17 protein-coding genes are annotated in these 18,247 nt (G+C 70.9%); 2 read left to right on the forward strand and 15 right to left on the reverse strand.

The features are described 5' to 3' along the window. Window positions 1-148: 148 nt before the first annotated feature. Genes ACFYL4_RS23420 through ACFYL4_RS23430 form a run of 3 tightly spaced genes read right to left on the reverse strand, consistent with a single transcriptional unit; the run spans window position 149 to window position 2,498 of the window. Window positions 149-928: an ABC transporter permease gene (locus ACFYL4_RS23420; RefSeq protein ID WP_357766407.1), complete on the reverse strand. Its 780-nt coding sequence runs from the start codon at window positions 926-928 to the stop codon at window positions 149-151. After that, window positions 925-1,866: an ABC transporter ATP-binding protein gene (locus ACFYL4_RS23425; RefSeq protein ID WP_387521026.1), complete on the reverse strand. Its 942-nt coding sequence runs from the start codon at window positions 1,864-1,866 to the stop codon at window positions 925-927. Before ACFYL4_RS23425 ends, ACFYL4_RS23420 begins: the two co-directional genes overlap by 4 nt. Continuing rightward, window positions 1,863-2,498, reverse strand: a complete 636-nt coding sequence (locus ACFYL4_RS23430) for a TetR/AcrR family transcriptional regulator (protein ID WP_387521028.1) — start codon at window positions 2,496-2,498, stop codon at window positions 1,863-1,865. Before ACFYL4_RS23430 ends, ACFYL4_RS23425 begins: the two co-directional genes overlap by 4 nt. Window positions 2,499-2,640: 142 nt before the next feature. Here ACFYL4_RS23430 and ACFYL4_RS23435 point away from each other — a divergent pair, with 142 nt between their 5' ends. Continuing rightward, window positions 2,641-3,225, forward strand: coding sequence for a GNAT family N-acetyltransferase (locus ACFYL4_RS23435; protein WP_387521172.1), 585 nt, complete (start codon window positions 2,641-2,643; stop codon window positions 3,223-3,225). 66 nt (window positions 3,226-3,291) lie between these two features. Here ACFYL4_RS23435 and ACFYL4_RS23440 read toward each other — a convergent pair whose 3' ends face one another. The 8 genes from ACFYL4_RS23440 to ACFYL4_RS23475 form a co-directional block, all read right to left on the reverse strand. Beyond that, window positions 3,292-4,395 (reverse strand): glycoside hydrolase family 26 protein, encoded by a 1,104-nt coding sequence (locus ACFYL4_RS23440; RefSeq protein ID WP_387521030.1) that lies wholly within the window; start codon window positions 4,393-4,395, stop codon window positions 3,292-3,294. Window positions 4,396-4,533: 138 nt separating this feature from the next. Beyond that, a complete protein-coding gene (locus ACFYL4_RS23445) occupies window positions 4,534-5,427 on the reverse strand; it encodes a sulfotransferase (protein ID WP_387521175.1) in 894 nt (297 codons plus the stop codon). 212 nt (window positions 5,428-5,639) lie between these two features. Beyond that, window positions 5,640-6,797: a S8 family peptidase gene (locus ACFYL4_RS23450; protein ID WP_387521033.1), complete on the reverse strand. Its 1,158-nt coding sequence runs from the start codon at window positions 6,795-6,797 to the stop codon at window positions 5,640-5,642. A 464-nt stretch (window positions 6,798-7,261) separates the two neighbouring features. Beyond that, window positions 7,262-8,530, reverse strand: coding sequence for a sulfate adenylyltransferase subunit CysN (cysN, locus tag ACFYL4_RS23455; protein ID WP_357766323.1), 1,269 nt, complete (start codon window positions 8,528-8,530; stop codon window positions 7,262-7,264). A gap of 85 nt (window positions 8,531-8,615) precedes the next feature. Beyond that, a complete protein-coding gene (gene cysD / locus ACFYL4_RS23460) occupies window positions 8,616-9,548 on the reverse strand; it encodes a sulfate adenylyltransferase subunit CysD (RefSeq protein WP_357766326.1) in 933 nt (310 codons plus the stop codon). Window positions 9,549-9,608: 60 nt separating this feature from the next. Further along, window positions 9,609-10,400 (reverse strand): 3'(2'),5'-bisphosphate nucleotidase CysQ, encoded by a 792-nt coding sequence (locus ACFYL4_RS23465; protein WP_357766329.1) that lies wholly within the window; start codon window positions 10,398-10,400, stop codon window positions 9,609-9,611. 3 nt (window positions 10,401-10,403) lie between these two features. Next, on the reverse strand, window positions 10,404-11,927 hold the full coding sequence (locus ACFYL4_RS23470) for a sugar transferase (RefSeq protein ID WP_387521036.1): 1,524 nt from the start codon (window positions 11,925-11,927) through the stop codon (window positions 10,404-10,406). A gap of 308 nt (window positions 11,928-12,235) precedes the next feature. Further along, window positions 12,236-13,198 (reverse strand): DsbA family protein, encoded by a 963-nt coding sequence (locus ACFYL4_RS23475; RefSeq protein WP_387521178.1) that lies wholly within the window; start codon window positions 13,196-13,198, stop codon window positions 12,236-12,238. Between the two features lie 82 nt (window positions 13,199-13,280). Between ACFYL4_RS23475 and ACFYL4_RS23480 the strand changes: the two genes are divergently transcribed. Then, entirely contained in the window at window positions 13,281-13,832 is a 552-nt protein-coding gene (locus ACFYL4_RS23480; protein WP_387521038.1) for a TetR/AcrR family transcriptional regulator, read from the forward strand. A gap of 20 nt (window positions 13,833-13,852) precedes the next feature. Here the strand turns inward: ACFYL4_RS23480 and pth are convergent, their stop codons facing one another. The 4 genes from pth to glmU all read right to left on the reverse strand — a co-directional run bounded on the left by pth (window position 13,853) and on the right by glmU (window position 17,985). Continuing rightward, entirely contained in the window at window positions 13,853-14,488 is a 636-nt protein-coding gene (gene pth, locus ACFYL4_RS23485; protein WP_357766337.1) for an aminoacyl-tRNA hydrolase, read from the reverse strand. Between the two features lie 105 nt (window positions 14,489-14,593). Next, window positions 14,594-15,190, reverse strand: coding sequence for a 50S ribosomal protein L25/general stress protein Ctc (locus ACFYL4_RS23490; protein ID WP_357766340.1), 597 nt, complete (start codon window positions 15,188-15,190; stop codon window positions 14,594-14,596). 342 nt (window positions 15,191-15,532) lie between these two features. Further along, entirely contained in the window at window positions 15,533-16,501 is a 969-nt protein-coding gene (locus ACFYL4_RS23495; protein ID WP_357766343.1) for a ribose-phosphate diphosphokinase, read from the reverse strand. 17 nt (window positions 16,502-16,518) lie between these two features. After that, a complete protein-coding gene (gene glmU, locus ACFYL4_RS23500; RefSeq protein ID WP_387521041.1) occupies window positions 16,519-17,985 on the reverse strand; it encodes a bifunctional UDP-N-acetylglucosamine diphosphorylase/glucosamine-1-phosphate N-acetyltransferase GlmU in 1,467 nt (488 codons plus the stop codon). Between the last annotated feature and the right edge of the window lie 262 nt (window positions 17,986-18,247).

Raw genomic sequence — 18,247 nt, forward strand, 5'->3', positions numbered from 1 at the left:
GTTGATCTAGACAATCCACACCTATGTCGGAGGCCCTCTCTTGCTGTCAAATCACTGCCGGGCTGTACTCAACCTCCATGGTCAGTACACCTAGGGCCGCGCCGGGCCGGGAGGGTGCCGTCCCGTGTCGTGGGGACGGCACCCCGGTTCAGGTCCAGCGGAAGAAGCGCAGGGCCAGTGGCCACAGCAGACCCGTGGCCACCACCAGCACCAGCAGGTGGGCCGGGGCGGGCGGCTGACCGGCCCAGGCGTCGCGCAGCACGTGCAGGGCCGCCCCGGAGGGCAGCAGTTCGGCGACCCGCTGGAGCGCGGGTGACAGCTCCTCGGCGGGGACGAAGACCCCGCTGAGGAACATGGCGGGCACCAGCACCACCGAACCCACGCCGTTGGCCCAGGCGGTGTTGGGCAGCAGTCCGCCGATCAGGGCGGACACGGCCAGCAGCGAGGTCGTGGCCAGGGCCAGTCCGAGGACGAACCACCCCCAGGAGACCGGCATCCGCAGGTCGAACAGGAGCCGGCCCACGCCCAGGATCACCGCGCACGCGCCGACCACGTTCAGCGCTCCGACCAGCATGTGGGCGAGCAGCACCGCCCAGGGCGGCGCCGGGGTGGTGGAGATCCGGCGCAGGTAGCCGTGCTCCCGGGCGGCGGCCAGCGTGGACGGCACCATGACCAACGTGGTCACCAGCAGCGCGATCCCGAGCGCGATGGGCGCCATCACCGTGTCCACGGCGCGCAGGCCGGTCTCCGGATCGGCGTCGAACATGCCCGGCAGCTGCGCGAACAGCACCATGATCAGCAGCGGCATGAGCACGGTGAAGACCACGACGACGCGTTCGCGCCCGGCGACGCGCAGTTCGTTGACGCAGACGGCCCACGCCATGCGGGCGCGCGGGACGGGCGGGGGAACCCGGACTCCGGTGTTCACGACTGCTCCTCCTCGGAGTGGTGGCGCGGCGGGGCCTGGCGCAGGGCGAGCATGACGTCCTCCAGACCGCCGGCGCGGACGTCGAACCCGTCCGGCACCACCCCCTGGCGGCCGAGTTCGGCGGAGACCGTGAAAGCGAGGTCGGTCGAGTCGCCGGTGACGACGACCGAGGCGGGGCCGCCCTCGGCGGTCACCTCCGTCACTCCGGGCAGCGCGCGCAGTGGTCCGGTGTCGACCCCCTCGGCACGGAACCGGACCCGGGTGCCGCCCAGTGAGGCGGCCAGGGCCCGGGGTGTGTCCAGGGCGGCGACCCGCCCCTCGGTCAGGACGGCGACCCGGTCGCAGAGGTACTCGGCCTCGTCCATGAAGTGGGTGACCAGGACGGTCGTCACACCTCTGGTGCGCAGGGCCGCCACCGCCTCCCAGGTGTCGCGGCGCGCGGCAGGGTCCAGGCCGGTGGTGAGCTCGTCCAGGACGACGACGCGCGGGCCGCCGACCAGGGCCAGGGCGATGGAGAGGCGCTGTCTCTGCCCCCCGGAGAGGGAGGCGAACCGGTGCCGTGCCTTGTCGCGCAGGCCGAGGGTGTCCATGAGTTCGCCGGGGTCGGCGGGGGCGGAGTGGAAGGAGGCGAAGAGCCGCAGGGCCTCGTGGACGGTGATCCGCTCCGGGAGCCGGCTCTCCTGGAGCTGGACCCCGACCAGGCGGCGCACGCTGGCGAGGTCCTTGTGGGGGTCGAGGCCGAGGACGCGGACGCGGCCCCGGTCGGGTCGGCGCAGGCCGGTGACGCACTCGACGGTGGTGGACTTGCCCGAACCGTTGGGGCCCAGGACGCCGAGGATCTCGCCCTCGCGTACGTCGAGGTCGACGCCCCGGACGGCGCGGACGCGTCCGAAGGACTTGTGGAGGTCCCTGACCTCGATGACGGCGGTCCCGCTCATCGGGGGTCCCCTTCCGTGTCGGTCCGGGGTCCGGCGGGGTCGCCGGGCGCGATGATCCGGTCGACCATGTCGGCCAGCCGGTCCCCGGCCTCGGGGAGGTCCAGGCCGGGGTCCCGCAGGGCCTCCGCGACCAGGGCGTCGATCCCCCCGCTGACGGTGATGGCGAGGACCCTCGTGTCCACGCCGGTCGCCGCGGTCTCGGCGACGGCGGCGTCGAGCAGGTCCGCGAGGACGCCCCAGCGTGTCCGGACCCGGGAGTCGGCGCTCTCGGGGGTCTGGGTCGTGGTGAATCCCTCTCCGATCAGTCTGACCTCGTCGCGGTGGTCGTGGAGGTAGCCGACCAGCGCGACGACGTAGCCGCGCACGGCCCCGCGGACGCTGTCGGCGCTGGAGAGCCGGTCGACCACGTGCCGGGTGAGTCGGTCGTAGACGTCCTGGAGCGCCGCGCGCACAAGGTCGTCCCGGCTGGAGAAGTGGTAGAGGATGCCGCCCTTGGCGATACCCATCCGTTCGGCGATGCGGGCGAGCGAGGCGCCGTGCAGGCCCCGTTCGGCGACGGTGGCGATGGTGGCCTCGATCATCTGTTCCCGGCGGGCGGCCCGGGTGAAGGTGACCGTGTCTTTTGAACGCATGGTCAAACTTTAGCCCGCCCGGTCAAAAAAGGGAAGACGGTGACCGCACCCGGCCGGTAACCTCGCCAACGACACCGCGCGCGACGCGCACGACGACACCCCGGGGGATCGCTTGGACCAGGCACGACCACACCAGGAACACCTGATCAGGGAGGCCCGCGAGACGGACGTGGCGGAGGCCGCCGACACCCTCGCCGAGGCCTTCCGGGACTACCCCTTCACACGGCACACCATCGCCGCCGACGATCACCTCGCCCGGCTGCGCGAGTTCCAGCGGATCTTCCTGGCCGAGATCGGCCTGCCGCACGGCCGGGTCTGGGTGAGCGGCGACCTGGCGGCCGTCGCCGTGTGGTCCACGCCCGACTCCGGCGGCGCCGAGGAGGTCATGGCCGGGCTGCTGCCCACCCTGGTCGGCCTCGCGGGCGACCGGGCCGACGCCTACGCCTCGGCGGAGGCGGTGATGGAGGAGCACCGGCCGCAGGAGCCCGTCTGGTTCCTGGGCACCGTCGGGGTGCGGCCCGGGGCCCGGGGCCGGGGGCTGGGGCGCGCGGTGGTGCGCGCCGGGCTGCGCGAGGCGGACGCGGCGGGCGTTCCCGCCTTCCTGGAGACCTCGGCGCCGGACAACGTGCGCCTGTACACCTCGCTCGGGTTCACCGTCACCGCCGAGTACGACCTGCCGGGCGGCGGCCCGCGCACGTGGTCGATGCTCAGGCCCGCGGGCGGCTGAGCCGGTCCCTCCGCAGGGCAGCGGACGGCGGGGGCGGCGGACGGCGGGGCCGTCCGCCGCCCGCGTTCAGTTACGGGTCGCGGCGTACTCCGCCAGGCGACGGACACGGTCGGGCAGGTACACGTAGGGGTCCTTGCCCGCCTGCTCGAACCCGCGCCGGGCGTACTCGTTGGCCCTGACCCGGAAGTCGCAGTCGTCTCCGACCTGGCTGTCCCACAGCTTCACGGCACGCACCCGCTCGTAGCGCCGAAGGACGTCCGGGACGTCGGTGTACCACTTCACGGTCTCGCGGGGGCCGATGTCGGTGGTCCCCATCTCACCGACCATCACCGGCTTGCCGGGGTCGATGCCGTGCTTGGGGCCCTCCTCCTGTATCCACTCGTAGGTGGGGGCCAGGGCGTCCTCGAAGGAGTCGACGTGGTCCCAGTTGTTCATCTTCTCGCAGCCGGTCATGTTGTACGCCTCCCAGCTGATCCAGTCGACGTAGTCGTTGCCGGGCCACAGCCCGGGGAGGCGGTCCAGGTTCGCGGGCCAGCCGGTCACGTTCCAGACCCAGATCACGTTGTCGGCTCCCTCGGACCGGTAGAGGTCGACGATGTGCCGCCAGGAGCGCACGAACTCCTCCGGGGTGCCGCGGTTGTTGTACCGGTTCTTGCCGTCCGCCTCGTGGTCGAAGGTGACGAAGTACGGCACCTCCAGCTCGGCGATGGCCCGGGCCTGGGAGCGCAGCGGGGCGTCGAGGTCGCCCGCGATGATCTCGCGGTAGGCGATGGCCGGACGCCCGGGCCGGGTGAAGCGACGGGCCTCGATGTTGGTGTGCACGAAGCGCCCCTCGGCGATCATGCGCCGCTCGCGGTCGCCCGGGACCTCGGCCTGGTCGATCCCGCGCCAGGTGTAGACGATGTCCATGGGCCGGTCGGCGGCGGCCTCCAGCCCCTTCACGTCGTCGCCGTCCGGGCTGGCGCCCCACCAGACCCCGCAGGAGGGTTCGAGGATGTCCGAGACGGTGCACTGGATCTCCCGTGTCGAGGGGAGACCGAGCAGGGGCGCGGTGTGGGGGACCGGGCCCGCGATCCTGGGACGGTCCTCCGACGGTGCCGTCGCGGCGACGGGCGTGTCTCCCAGCCCCGCCAGCCCCAGGGCGACGAGCACCGCTCCCGTCGCCGCCATGCCTCGTACCGGTCCGCCCACCATGGTCAACCGCCCCCTAGCTCCCCCGATAACAACCCAGAGTGTTCACACCATGACCATACGTCATCCTTTGCTGGTGCAACACTCTTCGTGGCAGTAAGAAACAGCTAACGGACATCAGTACCCATAGCGCCCGCGCGTCGGAGCGGTGACCGCCTCGACCAGGCGCCGGCGCCAGGGAGCCAGCCCCCGGCGCCACCCGTGGTCGGCGCGGACCCCGACCGGACCCGCCCGGAAGCGCATCGGGTTCCCCGAGACGGCGTGCCCCCCGGAGAGCTCCACCCCGCCCTCCCCCAGACGCGGCGGTTCGCCCGTGTGTCCGGCGAAGGCGGCGATGCGCCCGAACTCGGCCTCGGGGGCGTCCACGAAGTCCTCGTACCGCACCCGCAGGGTCGGGACCCCCTGCCGGGCCAGCTCGTCCAGCGTCGAGTTCTGCGTCATCCACTGCACCGCCGACCGCCCCGCCGAGTACCGCGCCATCTCCGGCTCCGAACTACCGGGGGCGGCGTCCGGCCGGGCCACCCGCTTGCTCCAGGAGTGCGCCACCGCCCGGGGGTCGCGCACCACGTGCAGCAGGCGCATACGCGCGCCGTACCGCCAGCGCAGACAGGCCGCGAGGGAGGCGTGCTTGCTGGCGTCCACGATCACCCGGGCCCCGCTGACCTCGGCCACCGCCGCGTACAGCCGGTGGTACAGCTCGGTGTAGCGCGCGCAGCGGGCGGCGAGGGCGCCCTGCTCGGACACGCCATGGAGCAGACCCGGCAGGAAACGGGTGCGGTCGACGCCGTCCTTGAGCCGCAGCACGGCCTCCGCGTCCAGGCACCGCCAGCCCCCGAAGGCGCGTTGTCCCACCTCACCCCAGAACCCGCAGTCGCCGAAGGGCGCACCGCACCCGCACAGCTCGTTCTCCACCAGGCCCCGGCGCCACAGGTGCACGACCTCGCCGACGGAGCAGAACCCGGGCAGCTCACCAAGGAGGCGTTCGATCAGCGTGGACCCGGAACGGCCCATTCCACCGACGAACACCAGTCGATATCCATCCACACCCCCAGACTATTACCTGCCGTCACCAAGCACGGACGGATCGTGACGACACCGTCGCCGCGCACGACGACGGCCCCGGGCGGGAGTCGTGCTCCCGGCCCGGGGCCGCCGTGTCGCGGGTGTCGCGGATCAGATCCCGTGGGTGTGGACGCGCGGGGTCTCCACAACCCGGAGGGGACCTACAGGCCCTGGACGTTCAGCAGCAGGTTCACGGTGTTGCTGGGAACGCCGCTGAGCTTGTCGGCACCACCGTTCTCGATGAGCCAGTCCAGGATGACGCCCTGGTCGTCGTCGCCGAGGGAGCTCTTGTACAGAGCGGCGGCACCGGCCACGTGCGGGCTGGCCATCGAGGTACCGGAGTAGCTGTCCGTGCCGCCACCGGGGATGGTGGACTCGACGTTGACGCCGGGGGCGTAGATGTCGACGGCCGGGCCGTGGTTGGAGAAGTACGCGGTGGCGTCCGTGTTGTCGGAGGCGCCCACGGAGACCACGCCGTCGGCGCCGCCCGGGGAGACGTTGCCGGCGTCCTGGCCCTCGTTGCCCGCGGCCACGGCCACGAACACGCCCGAGTCGGCCAGGGCGTTGACCGCGTCGTCCACGGCCTGCGAGGCCGGGCCGCCCAGGGACAGGTTGGCCACCGCGTTGTCGGCGGCGTTCGCGGCCACCCAGTCGATGCCCGCGATGACGTCGTCGTAGGTGCCCGAGCCGTCGTCGCCCAGGACCTTGACGCCGATCAGCTCGGCACCGGGCGCCACGCCGTAGGCGTCGGAGCCCACGGTGCCCGCGACGTGCGTGCCGTGGCCCTGACGGTCGCCGCCGTCACCGCCGGTGGCGTCGAAGCCGACCTCGGCGCGACCGCCGAAGTCCGGGTGGGAGTCGTCGATACCGGTGTCGATGATGTAGACGGAGGTGCCGGAGCCGTCGGACTCGGTGGTGTACGAGCCGTCGAGCGGGAGGTCCTCCTGGTCGATACGGTCCAGGCCCCACGGAACCATGGTGGTGGCCTCGCCGACCTGCTCGATGTAGGCGACGCCGTTCTGCGCGCGCAGCTCCTCGACCTCGGAGGCGCTCAGCGACGCCGAGTAGCCGTTGAGGGCCTCCTCATAGACGTGGTTGACCTGGTTCTCCGAGATCCCGAGGGACGCCGGGGAGACCGAGTTGGCGCTGATGGTGTCCTCGAGGACCACGAACCAGTCACCGCTGGAGGCGGAGGAGTTCGTGTACACCGGCGCGAGCTCGGAGGCGCCTGCGGTGGCGCCTGACAGCGCCAGGGGAATGGTGAGCGCGCTGACCGCGACAGCGCTGAACGCGACCCTGCGAGTGGGGTGCTTCTTCACGCGGTTCCTCCTTGTGGGGGTTTCCTTGGTGGGAGACACGCGGCGGGGCCATAACCATGCGTATTCGCTCGATTGCGACCTCGTACGCGATTCGCACACTTTAGGCAGACTTGACCCCGGATTGCCAGGGGCTGAGAGAATTTTTCTTGACGATCACTCTCCGCACACCTAGCCGAAAGGTCAGGATCGCTCCGTTCGAGGTGACACTCTGCTCGGTTCTCGCCCCTGCACACGGCCCTAACGCCGGGTAACTTGAGCTCCATCAGACACACCATTGACCCGGGCCCGATCGGCACCGAGGACCAAAAAAGTGCTCCAAGGATTCACACAAGGAAATGTCCCCGTAAGAAACCGGCCCCCGATCGGTCCGACACCAGACCTCTTCGGGCGCCACTCAGGGCACACGAAACGGGGCCGCACAAAGGCGACCCCGTGAGGAATGTTTGACGTTTTCCCGGGTACGTCTAGTCGGCTTTGACGACCATTCCCGCGCCCACCGTGGTGTTGGTGGCCTCGTCGACGAGGATGAACCCCCCGGTCTGCCGGTTCTTCGCGTACTCGTCGACGAACAGGGGCTGGGTGGCCCGCAGCCGCACCCGGCCGATCTCGTTGAGCCCCAGGTGCCCCGCGGCCTCGTCGCGGTGCAGGGAGTTCACGTCCAGCCGGTACCGCAGGTCCTTCACCACCACCCTGGCGGTGCGGGTGGTGTGCTTGACGACGAGTTTGGAACGCGGCGTGAGCTTGCGCGCGTCCGTCATCCAGCACACCATCGCCTCGATGTCCTGGGACACCGCCGGCGCGTTGTTGGGGCGGCAGATCATGTCGCCCCGCGAGATGTCGATGTCGTCCTCCAGCAGGAGGGTGACCGACATCGGCGAGAACGCCTCCGCCACCTCCCCGTCCGCCGTCCGGATGCTCGCGATGCGGGTGGACAGGCCCGAGGGCAGGTGGGTGACCTCGTCCCCGGGCTTGAGGACGCCGCCCGCGAGCTGGCCCGCGTACCCCCGGTAGTCGTGCAGCTCGGGGTCGTCGGAGCGGTGCGGCCGGATCACGTACTGCACGGGGAAGCGCGCGTCGATCAGGTTGCGGTCCGAGGCGATGTGCACGTTCTCCAGGTGGTGCAGCAGGGACCCGCCCGTGTACCAGGGCATGTTCGGGGACTGGCTGACCACGTTGTCGCCGTGCAGGGCGGAGATCGGCACGAACGTGAGGTCGCGCGCGTCGAGCTTGGCGGCGAACTCCGCGAACTCGGCCTTGATCTCCTCGAAACGGTCCTGGGAGTAGTCCACCAGGTCCATCTTGTTCACCGCGAGCACCAGGTGCGGCACCTGGAGCAGGGTGGTGAGGAAGGCGTGGCGGCGGCTCTGCTCCTGGAGGCCCTTGCGGGCGTCCACGAGGATGATCGCGAGGTCGGCGGTGGAGGCGCCGGTGACCATGTTGCGGGTGTACTGGATGTGCCCGGGCGTGTCGGCGATGATGAACGTGCGTTTGGGCGTGGCGAAGTACCGGTACGCGACGTCGATGGTGATGCCCTGCTCGCGCTCGGCCCGCAGACCGTCGGTGAGCAGCGCGAGGTTGGTGTGCTCCTCGCCGCGCGCGGCGCTGGTGCGCTCCACGGCGTCGAGCTGGTCCTCGAAGATGGACTTGGAGTCGTACAGCAGGCGGCCGATCAGGGTGCTCTTGCCGTCGTCGACGGAGCCCGCCGTGGCGAACCGTAGGATGTCGTTGCTCATGGTGCCTGTTCCAATGCGCGAAGGATGGACTGCCGGGAGGAGGGGCGCCGTGCGGGCCCGGCCGGAGCCGGGGCCGGAACACGCCCTAGAAGTAGCCCTCGCGTTTGCGGTCCTCCATCGCGGCTTCGCTGGCCCGGTCGTCGGCGCGGGTCTGGCCGCGCTCGGTGATCCGGGTCGCGGCGATCTCCGCGATGATGTCGTCCAGCTCCACCGCCGAGGACTTGACGGCACCGGTGCAGGTGAGGTCGCCCACGGTGCGGTAGCGCACGGTCTCGGTGAAGGGGTTCTCGGTCTCGTCGCGCTGGATCAGCGGGGAGTCGGCGAGCAGGATGCCGTCGCGCTCGAACACGCTGCGCTCGTGCGCGAAGTAGATCGAGGGGAGCTCCAGCTCCTCACGTCGGATGTAGCCCCACACGTCAAGCTCGGTCCAGTTGGAGATGGGGAACACCCGGATGTGCTCGTCGCGGTTGATCCGGGTGTTGTACACGTTCCAGAGCTCGGGGCGCTGGTTCTTGGGGTCCCACTGGCCGAACTCGTCACGGAAGGAGAAGACCCGTTCCTTGGCCCGGGCCTTCTCCTCGTCGCGGCGGGCGCCCCCGAACGCGGCGTCGAACCCGTGCTCCTCGATGGCCTCCAGCAGCGCCGCGGTCTGGAGGCGGTTGCGGCTGGCCCACCGGCCGGTCGGCTCGGTGACCTTCCCGGCGTCGATCTGCTCCTGGACCGAGGCGACCACCAGCCGGACCCCGGCCTGGGCGACGCGGCGGTCCCGGAACTCGATGACCTCCGCGAAGTTGTGACCGGTGTCCACGTGCATGACGGGGAACGGGATCGGGGCGGGCCAGAAGGCCTTCTCCGCCAGACGCAGCATCACGATGGAGTCCTTGCCGCCGGAGAAGAGCAGCACCGGCCGCTCGAACTCGGCCGCCACCTCGCGCATGATGAAGATCGCCTCGGCTTCGAGGACGTCCAGCTGGGAGAGCTGGTAGCGCCCGAGCGCCTGCTGACTCGCCTGACCCATGGAATCCGCCTTAGAAATACCGACACTCACGACCGGTTCCGCCGCGGTGGGTACTGCGGTTCAGCCCCCCGCGTGCGGACCGGCGCTGTCAAGGTCCGCGCCGTCGCGGATGCTTGCCAACAACATACCCGACAATTCCGATCGGCATACAAGGATATCGGGGAGTAGCGGGTCGGCTACGTTGTAGCGCAGGTCGGAGCCGTCGATCCGGGAGGCGTGCAGGCCCGCGGCCCGCGCGACCGCCACCGGCGCGGCGCTGTCCCACTCGTACTGGCCGCCCGCGTGCACGTAGATGTCGGCGATACCGAGCAGCACCGCGCAGATCTTGGCACCCGCCGACCCCATCGGGACCACCTCGGCGCCCATCTGGGTCGCCATGCGCTGCACGAACGCGGGCGGCCGGGTCCGGCTGGCGGTGATGCGCAGCCGCTGCCCCTCGGGGCGCTCCTCCGGCAGCCACGGCGGATCGACCGTGGACAGGCAGCTGCCCTGGGCGGGCAGCGCGACCGCCCCGGCGACCAGGTCGCCGTTCTCCCAGAGCGCCACGTGCACGGCCCAGTCGGTGCGGCCGGGCTCGGAGAACTCCCGGGTGCCGTCCAGCGGGTCGATGATCCACACCCGCCGGGCCCGCAGCCGGGACGGGTCGTCCGCGCCCTCCTCGGACAGCACCGCGTCGCTGGGCCTGAGTCGGCCGAGCGCGGAGAAGAGGAACTCGTGCGAGGTGCGGTCCCCCAGGGTGCGCAGCACCTCGGGCTCGTCGAACCCGTGGCGGGCGCGCAGGCGCAGCAGCAGCTGACCGGCCTCGCTCGCGAGGTCCCGAGCCACCTCATGATCGTTTCGGATGTTGTTCACCGGCTAGTATGCTCCCGCCCCACGGATCACCGCTGACCACGTCTTCCACAGGATCTGGATGTCCAATGTCAGCGACCAGTTTTCCACGTACCGCAGATCGAGACGGACCGATTCCTCCCAAGAGAGGTCGGATCGACCGCTGACCTGCCACAGGCCCGTCATCCCCGGTTTGACCACCAGCCGACGGCGGACGTCGTGCCCGTACTGGGCGACCTCCTCCGGCAGCGGGGGCCTGGGGCCGACGAGCGACATCTCTCCGCGCACCACGTTGACGAGCTGGGGTAGCTCGTCGAGTGAGTAGCGTCGCAGCCACGCCCCCACGGGCGTGACCCTGGGGTCCCTACGCATCTTGAACAGCACGCCGTCGTGCTCGTTCCGGGGCTGGAGGAGCGTCTTGAGAGCGTCCGCCCCAACCACCATCGTACGGAACTTGTACACGGTGAACTCTGTGCCGCCCCGACCCACGCGGGTCTGCCTGAAGAAGGCGGGGCCGCCGCCCTCCAATCGGATGAGGACGCTCAGGACCAGGAAGAGGGGCGAGAGCACAAGGAGCGCGAGCGCGGCGGCGCAGCGGTCGAAGGCGCCCTTGACCAGGCGCCGCGTGCCCTCCAGCTCGGGGTGTTCCACGTGCAGCAGGGGCAGGCCCGCCACGGGGCGGATCGTCGTGCGGGGCCCGGCGACCTCCATGAGCGCGGAGGCCACTGTGAGGTCGGTCCCGGTCTTCTCCAGTTCCCAGGCCAGACGGCGCAGCTCGGCGCCGTCCATCTCGGGGCAGGCCAGGACGGCGACGGTGTCGGCTCCGACCAGGGCGGCGACGGTGGCCGTGTCGGTGAAGGAGCCCAGGACCGGGCAGCCCTCCACCTCGGTCACGTCGTCCTCCTGTTGGGGCAGGCACACGCCCACGACCCGCATGCCGTGGTAGTTCTCGTCGCGGAACCGGCGGATGAGGTCGCTCGCCGACCGGCTGTAGCCGACGACCACGACCCCGCTCATACAGGAGCCGGCGCGTCGGCGCCGGTGGAGCGCCTTGCGGCGGGCGTAGCGCAGGCCGAGGGAGAGCAGGACCACCAGCGGGAGCGCGACGACGACGTAGCCGCGTGCCAGGTCGAACTTGACGGCGTAGGCGCCGATGGCGACGGTCGCGGCGAGGACCGCCCCGGCGACCGCGACCCGGCGGTACTCCTCGGTACCGACTCCCAGGAAGCGCCGTTCGTAGCCGCCGCCGAGGTGGACGAAGACGATCCAGACCGGCGGCAGGACCAACGTGAGCAGCAGGTAGGGCGTGGTGCTGTGGGCCAGGAGCGCGTCGTGGAAACGGACCGTGGTTCCGGCCAGGGCGGCGAGGAGGGCGGCGAGCAGGTCCAGGGCGACCAGGCCGAGGACGTAGGGCCGCAGCCACGCGTCGGCGCGGGGTCCGGTGTTGACCGGAATCCGGCGGATTCCGGTGGTCGGCGTGATGGGCCGCGCCGGATGCTCCCGCCACCGAACGGAGGGCTTTCCCTGGACGGTCCCGCTGGTTGTCACCACGTATCCCCCAAGAGCACGTACGGCTTCCACTACTCACCATGGGTGACCACCCCCGGGCGCGTGGGACCACGCGAAGGGCGGGGATGGGATTCTCGCCGGGCACAGAACGCCTGCCGTCAACCCGAACAGTAACCAAAAGTAGTGGAAAAGTCGCTGGGAGTGGCGGCCTGTTGGGGAAGAAGTCCCGTTCCCACCGAGAATGTGTCTGTCCCGAGACCACACAGGGCGTCTTCTTTGGGACAAGTACTCTCCGGAAACAGGCCCGACCGAAATCATGCGCGGAACGTGATGCCGCCCGGGCCTCTCCGTCAGGCCAGGGGCGGGTCCATCACCGCGGCCAGCCTGATGTGCGGACCGGCCTCCCCGTGCCGCCCCAGCCGCTGGAGCGTACGCCCGAGCAGGAGGTACGTGTAGGCGTCGTCGGCCGACTCCTCCAGCAGCTCCTCAAGGAGTCGGAGCGCGCGGTTCAGCTGGGCGGAGCGGTAGTAGGCGCGCGCCGCGAGGAAGCGGACGTTGCGGTCCCGGGCGTGCTCCTCACGCAACGGCCGGAGCAGGTCGAGCGCCCCCAGCGGGTCGCCCTGGTCGAGCAGGGACTCCGCCCTGCGCAATCGCACCACCTCCGCGGGCAGCTCCCGCGGACGCCTCCGCGACGCCTCCGTCAGGAAGTCCCGGATCACCCCGGGCTCGTGGGCCCCGGCCAGGGAGGTGCCCCGAGCGACCAGGGTCGGTGATGTACGCACGCCGTCCGCGCGCCCCGTGAGGAGCAGCTCCCGCACCCGCTCCTCTCCCCCACCCGCAGCGAGGAGGGGGAAACCGTCGGCGAAACCCGACGCGACGGCCACCTCCTCCAGGACACGGGGATCGGAGATGTCCCGGGCGCGGACGAAGTGGGCGTCCATGACTCCCTCGGCCACGACGTCCTGGAGCTCCGGTCCGCCCGCCTCCTCCGCCAGGGCGATGAGGCGGTGGGCGTCGTGACTGCTGGCCCGCCAGGCCGCGCCCCACCGGTCGCCGAGGCCCTCCTCACGGGCGATCCCAGCGACCCGGTCCCGGTTCTGGGCGGGGGTCAGGTGCGGCGCGCACGAACGCAGCGCCTCGTCCACCCGGGGGTCGCGGAGCACCTCCGCCAGGGGCTCGGCCACGGCGGGCGCCGAAGGGTCGATGCGGTACGGCCGCCAGACGACCCCGACCGAGCCGTCCGCCCTCGCGAGGCGCCGCCTGCCGATGTAGGCCCAGGGGCAGACCACGTCCGCCCAGATCTCCACTCTCAGTTGCATACCGTCAACATAAAAGACACATGTTGTTTTAGCAACATGTGTCGCTTTAATGGTTCGCGTCATCTACGATCAGGGGATGAACCCCGACGACCCCCGTGTACGGCGCACCCGCGACCGCCTGCGCGCGGCACTGCTCTCCCTCGCCGCCGAGCACGAACTGGACTCCGTGACGATGGCCTCCGTGGCCCGGCGCGCCGAGGTCAATCGGGCCACCGCCTACCAGCACTACGCCGACCTGGAGGCCCTGGTCTCCGACGCCATGGAGGGAGCGGTCTCCCATGTGGCGCGATGCGCCGAGCTGTGCCCGCTGGACGCTCCGCGCGACCGGGCACCCGAGCCGCTGGAGGCACTGTTCGCGCACGTGGCCGAGCACGCGGTGCTCTACCGGCGGATGTTCTCCGAACGCGGCAGTGCCCGCTTCACCCACCGCCTCCGCGACCGGATCACCGAGGTGTTGGCCGAACGCTTCTCCGAGGGGGCCCGACCGCCCGGGTTCGACGACGTCCCGACGGACCTGCACGCCGCCCACCTGGGCGGAGCCCTGGTCGGGGTGATCGCCCACGCGGCCCGGGGCGGCCGCGCCCCCGCGGACACCGCCCTGGCCGCCTGGCGCCTGCTGCGCGGCTGAGCACCGGGACCGGCCGGGGGTCAGGCGGCGGTGTGGAAGATGTTCTGCGCCCGGTCCAGGCCGTCCTTGAGGATGGTCCGCACCGCGTCGGCGGCCCGTTCCACGTTCAGGTCCAGCTCCGGCGCCTCGGTCGAGGAGAAGTCCCGCAGCACGTAGGCGGCCGGGTCCATCCGACCCGGCGGACGGCCCACCCCGAAGCGCACCCGCAGGTAGTCCGGGCCGGACAGGGAGGACGTGGCCGACTTCAGCCCGTTGTGGCCGCCGGAACCGCCGCCCTTCTTCAGCTTGAGGGCCCCGTAGTCGATGTCCATCTCGTCGTGCACGACGATGACGCGCTCCATCGGGACCTTGTAGAACCGGGCCAGCCCGGCGATCGGCCCGCCGGACAGGTTCATGAAGGTGCGCGGTTTGGCCAGGACCACCGAGGCGCCCTCGATCCGGGTCTCCACGACCTCCGCGTGCGCCTTGTGGGCCTTCCAGCGCTCACCCTTCTCGGCGGCCATGGCGTCCACCACCATGAACCCCGCGTTGTGCCGGTTGCCCGCGTACTTCGGGCCCGGGTTACCCAACCCGACCACCAGCCAGCGCTCCGCCTCCGCCATGTCCCCGCCGTCCCCGCTCTTCCGGTTGCCCCACCTGCTGAACACATTCCACATGCCGACCGACACTACCGGCACCGTGCCCGCCGCCCGCCACACGCAGAACGCGCGGCCCCCGGATCGGGGACCGCGCGCTCGGTGCGATCTGGTGCGGAACCGCGCCTACTCGGCGGGGGCCTCCGCGGTACCGGCGGCCTCGGCGCTGGTCTCCGGCTCCTCCTCCACGCGCGGCGCGGAGACGGTGAGCAGGATCGACTCGGGGTCGGTGACCAGGGAAACGCCCGCGGGCAGCTTCAGGTCGGCGGCGGTCGGGTTGGCGCCGACCTCCAGGCCCTCGATGTCGAACTCGACACCGTCGGGGATACGGGTGGCCTCGGCCTCGACGGTCACGGTGACGAGCTCCTGGTTGAGCACGCCGGGAGCCTTGACCTCACCGGTGAGGGAGACGTTGATCTCGACCTCGACCTTCTCGCCCTTGGAGACGACCAGCAGGTCGATGTGCTCCAGGAAGCCCTTGATGGCGTCGCGCTGCACGCTCTTGGGAAGGGCAAGGTTGTCCTTGTCCAGGCCGTCGAGGCGGATCAGGACGTTCGGGGTCTTCAGGGCGAGCATGAGCTCGTGGCCCGGCAGGTTCAGGTGGCGGGGCTCGGTGCCGTGGCCGTAGAGGACGGCCGGCACCTTACCCGCGCGGCGGGCGCGACGGGAGGCGCCCTTGCCGAATTCCGTGCGGGGCTCGGCAGCGATACGTACCTCGGACACGACAAAACTCCTCGGGTTCAACCCCGCAGCACGGGGCACACGACTCCAGTAGTACGAACGATTCTCGCCCTCGGCGAAGAATTGCGACGGGGTCACCCAGCTCGCTGAGGACTCGACCGCCCGGGTTCCAGGCGTGCCCGGCGAGCCGTCACCGGACCCGTCCGGCCCGGGAACGCTCGTCGCGCACCCCTGCCCGTGTTGGTTCCAGGAGGAGACACCAAACGGACTCCACCCGGACACGGGGACACTCGGTCAAGTCTACTGTCTCTGGTGACGACTCCGTACATGGGTGGTCCCGGGGGGACCGGACGGCACCCGTGCCGGGCACGGGTGCCGTTACGCCTAGTCGAACAGGCTCGTGACCGAACCGTCGGTGAAGACCTCGTTGATCGCGCGGGCGACCAGCGGCGCGATCGAGAGCTGGGTGAGCTTCTCGAACGAGCGCTCCTCCGGCACCGGGAGGGAGTTGGTGATGACCACCTCGGAGATGCGCGAGTTCTGGAGGCGCTCGGCGGCCGGGCCGGACAGCACACCGTGCGTGGCGGCGACCAGGACCTTCTTCGCGCCCTGCTCGAAGAGGGCCTCCGAGGCCTTCACGATGGTGCCGCCGGTGTCGATCATGTCGTCGACCAGGACGCAGACGCGGTCCTTGACCTCACCGACGACCTCGTGCACCTTGACCTGGTTGGCGACGTCGGGGTCGCGGCGCTTGTGGATGATGGCCAGCGGGGCGCCCAGGCGGTCCGCCCAGCGGTCGGCGGTCCGCACGCGGCCCGCGTCCGGCGAGACCACGGTGATCTCGGAGTGCTCGACCTGGCTGGCGATGTGGTCGGCCAGGATCGGCAGCGCGAAGAGGTGGTCCACCGGGCCGTCGAAGAAGCCCTGGATCTGGTCGGTGTGCAGGTCGACGGCCATCATCCGGTCGGCGCCCGCGGTCCGGAACAGGTCGGTGACCAGGCGCGAGGAGATGGGCTCGCGGCCCCGGTGCTTCTTGTCCTGGCGGGCGTAGCCGAGGATGGGCGTGACCACGGTGATGCGCTTGGCGGAGGCCCGCTTGAGCGCGTCCACCATGATCAGCTGCTCCATGATCGACTCGTTGACCGGGTCGGCGTGGCTCTGGATGACGAACGCGTCGCTGCCGCGCACCGACTCCAGGTACCGCATGAAGATCTCGCCGTTGGCGAAGGTGTCGAAGCGGGTGGGGACCACCTCGATCCCCAGCTCCTTCGCCACCTCCTCGGCCAGGGCCGGGTGCGTGCGCCCCGAGAACAGCATCAGTTGTTTCTGGCCGGTGGCCTTCATGCCGGTCACGTGTTTCTCCCCCACAGTCACTGCTTGTTCGCGGTGTCGGCTCTGTGCCGTTCCGCCTGCTCCGCCGCCTCGGCGGGCGGAGTTCCCGGACGCTTGCGCCGCGTCCAGCCCTCGACGTTACGCTGCCGGTGTCCTTCGGAGATCGCCAGGGCACCGGGCGGGACATCGTCACGGACCACGGTCCCGGCACCGGAGTAGGCCCCGTCGCCCACGGTGACCGGCGCGACGATGGTGTTGTCGCTGCCGATGCGGACGTGGTCGCCGATGGTGCTCCGGGACTTGTTGACCCCGTCGTAGTTGACGAACACCGAGGAGCAGCCGATGTTGCTGCCCACGCCGATGTCCGCGTCACCGACGTAGGTCAGGTGCGGGATCTTCGAGCCGGTGCCGACGTTCGAGTTCTTGACCTCGACGAAGGCTCCGGCCTTGGTCCGCTCGGCCAGGCGGGTGCCCGGCCGGAGGTAGGTGTAGGGGCCGACGGTGGCCTCCGGGCCGATCTCCGCGCCGTCGGCGGTGGTCTGCACGACCTTCGCGCCGTCGCCGACGACCGTGTCGGTCAGCGCGGCTCCGGGGCCGATCAGCGCGTCCTCGCCGATGACGGTGGCGCCCCGGAGGCGGGTGCCCGGCTCGACCACGGTGTCCTGCCCGACGCGGACCTGGACGTCGATCCAGGTCGAGGCGGGGTCGATGACGGTGACCCCGGCCAGCATGTGCTCGGCCAGCACCCGGTCGTTGAGGACGCGGCGTGCCTCGGAGAGCTGGAGCCGGTTGTTGACGCCCTGGACCTCGTTCCAGTCCTCGGCGCTCCAGGCGTCCACCCGGTGGCCGTCGCCGCGCAGCAGGGCGACCGCGTCGGTGATGTACTCCTCGCCCTTGGCATTGTCCGTGGACAGGCGCTTGACGACCTGGCTCAACAGGGCGCCGTCGAAGGCGTACATCCCGGAGTTGATCTCGTCGACGAGGTGCTGCTCGGGCGTGGCGTCGGCGTGCTCGACGATCGCGGTGAAGGCGCCGTCCGCGTCGCGCACGATGCGGCCGTAGCCGTGGGGGTCGGGGACCCGGGCGGACAGCACGGTGACCGCGTTGCCCTCCTCTTCGTGCGCCGCGACCAGCGAGGCGAGTGTGGAGCCGCGCAACAGCGGGGTGTCACCGCAGGTGAGGACGACGGTTCCGGAGAGTTCCACGCCCTTGGCCGCGAGGTCCTCCACGGCCATGCGCACGGCGTGGCCGGTGCCGTTCTGTTCCTCCTGCACGGCCGTGACGGCCTGCGGGGCCGTCTCCGCCAGGTGGGCTCTCACCCGGTCGCGCGCGTGGCCGACGACCACCACGGTGTCGCGGGGTTCGAGTTCTTGGGACGCGTGGAGCACGTGGCCGAGCATGCTGCGGCCGTTGAGTTCGTGAAGGACCTTGGGAAGCTTCGACTTCATTCGGGTGCCCTCACCCGCCGCGAGGATGATCACGGCAGCCGGACGGTTCACGCTCACTGGAGGAGACCCCTCGTGATAGCTGGCATATGAACGTCGGCTCACCCTTCGGCGGCGCGACCCGCATGCCGCGCGGGCGGCCGTCGGATGACCAGCGGCCGACATGGGAAGGATACATGCGCGTCACCGGCGCCCATCAGGCACGTGAGGCCCGCCGCGCGCGGCGGCCCGGCGGACGCCCGGTGGGGCGGGCGGGCCGGGCGCGGGTGTGAGTTGCGCCGCCGTCGTCTCCCGCGCGGTGCGGGGTGCGTCCCGGCCTCCG

The sequence above is a fragment of the Nocardiopsis sp. NPDC006938 genome (genome assembly GCF_042869555.1).
Classification (GTDB): Bacteria; Actinomycetota; Actinomycetes; order Streptosporangiales; family Streptosporangiaceae; genus Nocardiopsis.

Coding starts and splice junctions, on each gene's coding strand:
- ACFYL4_RS23480 (WP_387521038.1), top strand. CDS start 13,281: ATGAACCCCGACGACCCCCGTGTACGGCGCACCCGCGACCGCCTGCGC.
- ACFYL4_RS23440 (WP_387521030.1), bottom strand. CDS start 4,395: ATGGCGGCGACGGGAGCGGTGCTCGTCGCCCTGGGGCTGGCGGGGCTG.
- ACFYL4_RS23430 (WP_387521028.1), bottom strand. CDS start 2,498: ATGCGTTCAAAAGACACGGTCACCTTCACCCGGGCCGCCCGCCGGGAA.
- ACFYL4_RS23425 (WP_387521026.1), bottom strand. CDS start 1,866: ATGAGCGGGACCGCCGTCATCGAGGTCAGGGACCTCCACAAGTCCTTC.
- ACFYL4_RS23445 (WP_387521175.1), bottom strand. CDS start 5,427: ATGGGCCGTTCCGGGTCCACGCTGATCGAACGCCTCCTTGGTGAGCTG.
- cysD (WP_357766326.1), bottom strand. CDS start 9,548: ATGGGTCAGGCGAGTCAGCAGGCGCTCGGGCGCTACCAGCTCTCCCAG.
- cysN (WP_357766323.1), bottom strand. CDS start 8,530: ATGAGCAACGACATCCTACGGTTCGCCACGGCGGGCTCCGTCGACGAC.
- pth (WP_357766337.1), bottom strand. CDS start 14,488: ATGTGGAATGTGTTCAGCAGGTGGGGCAACCGGAAGAGCGGGGACGGC.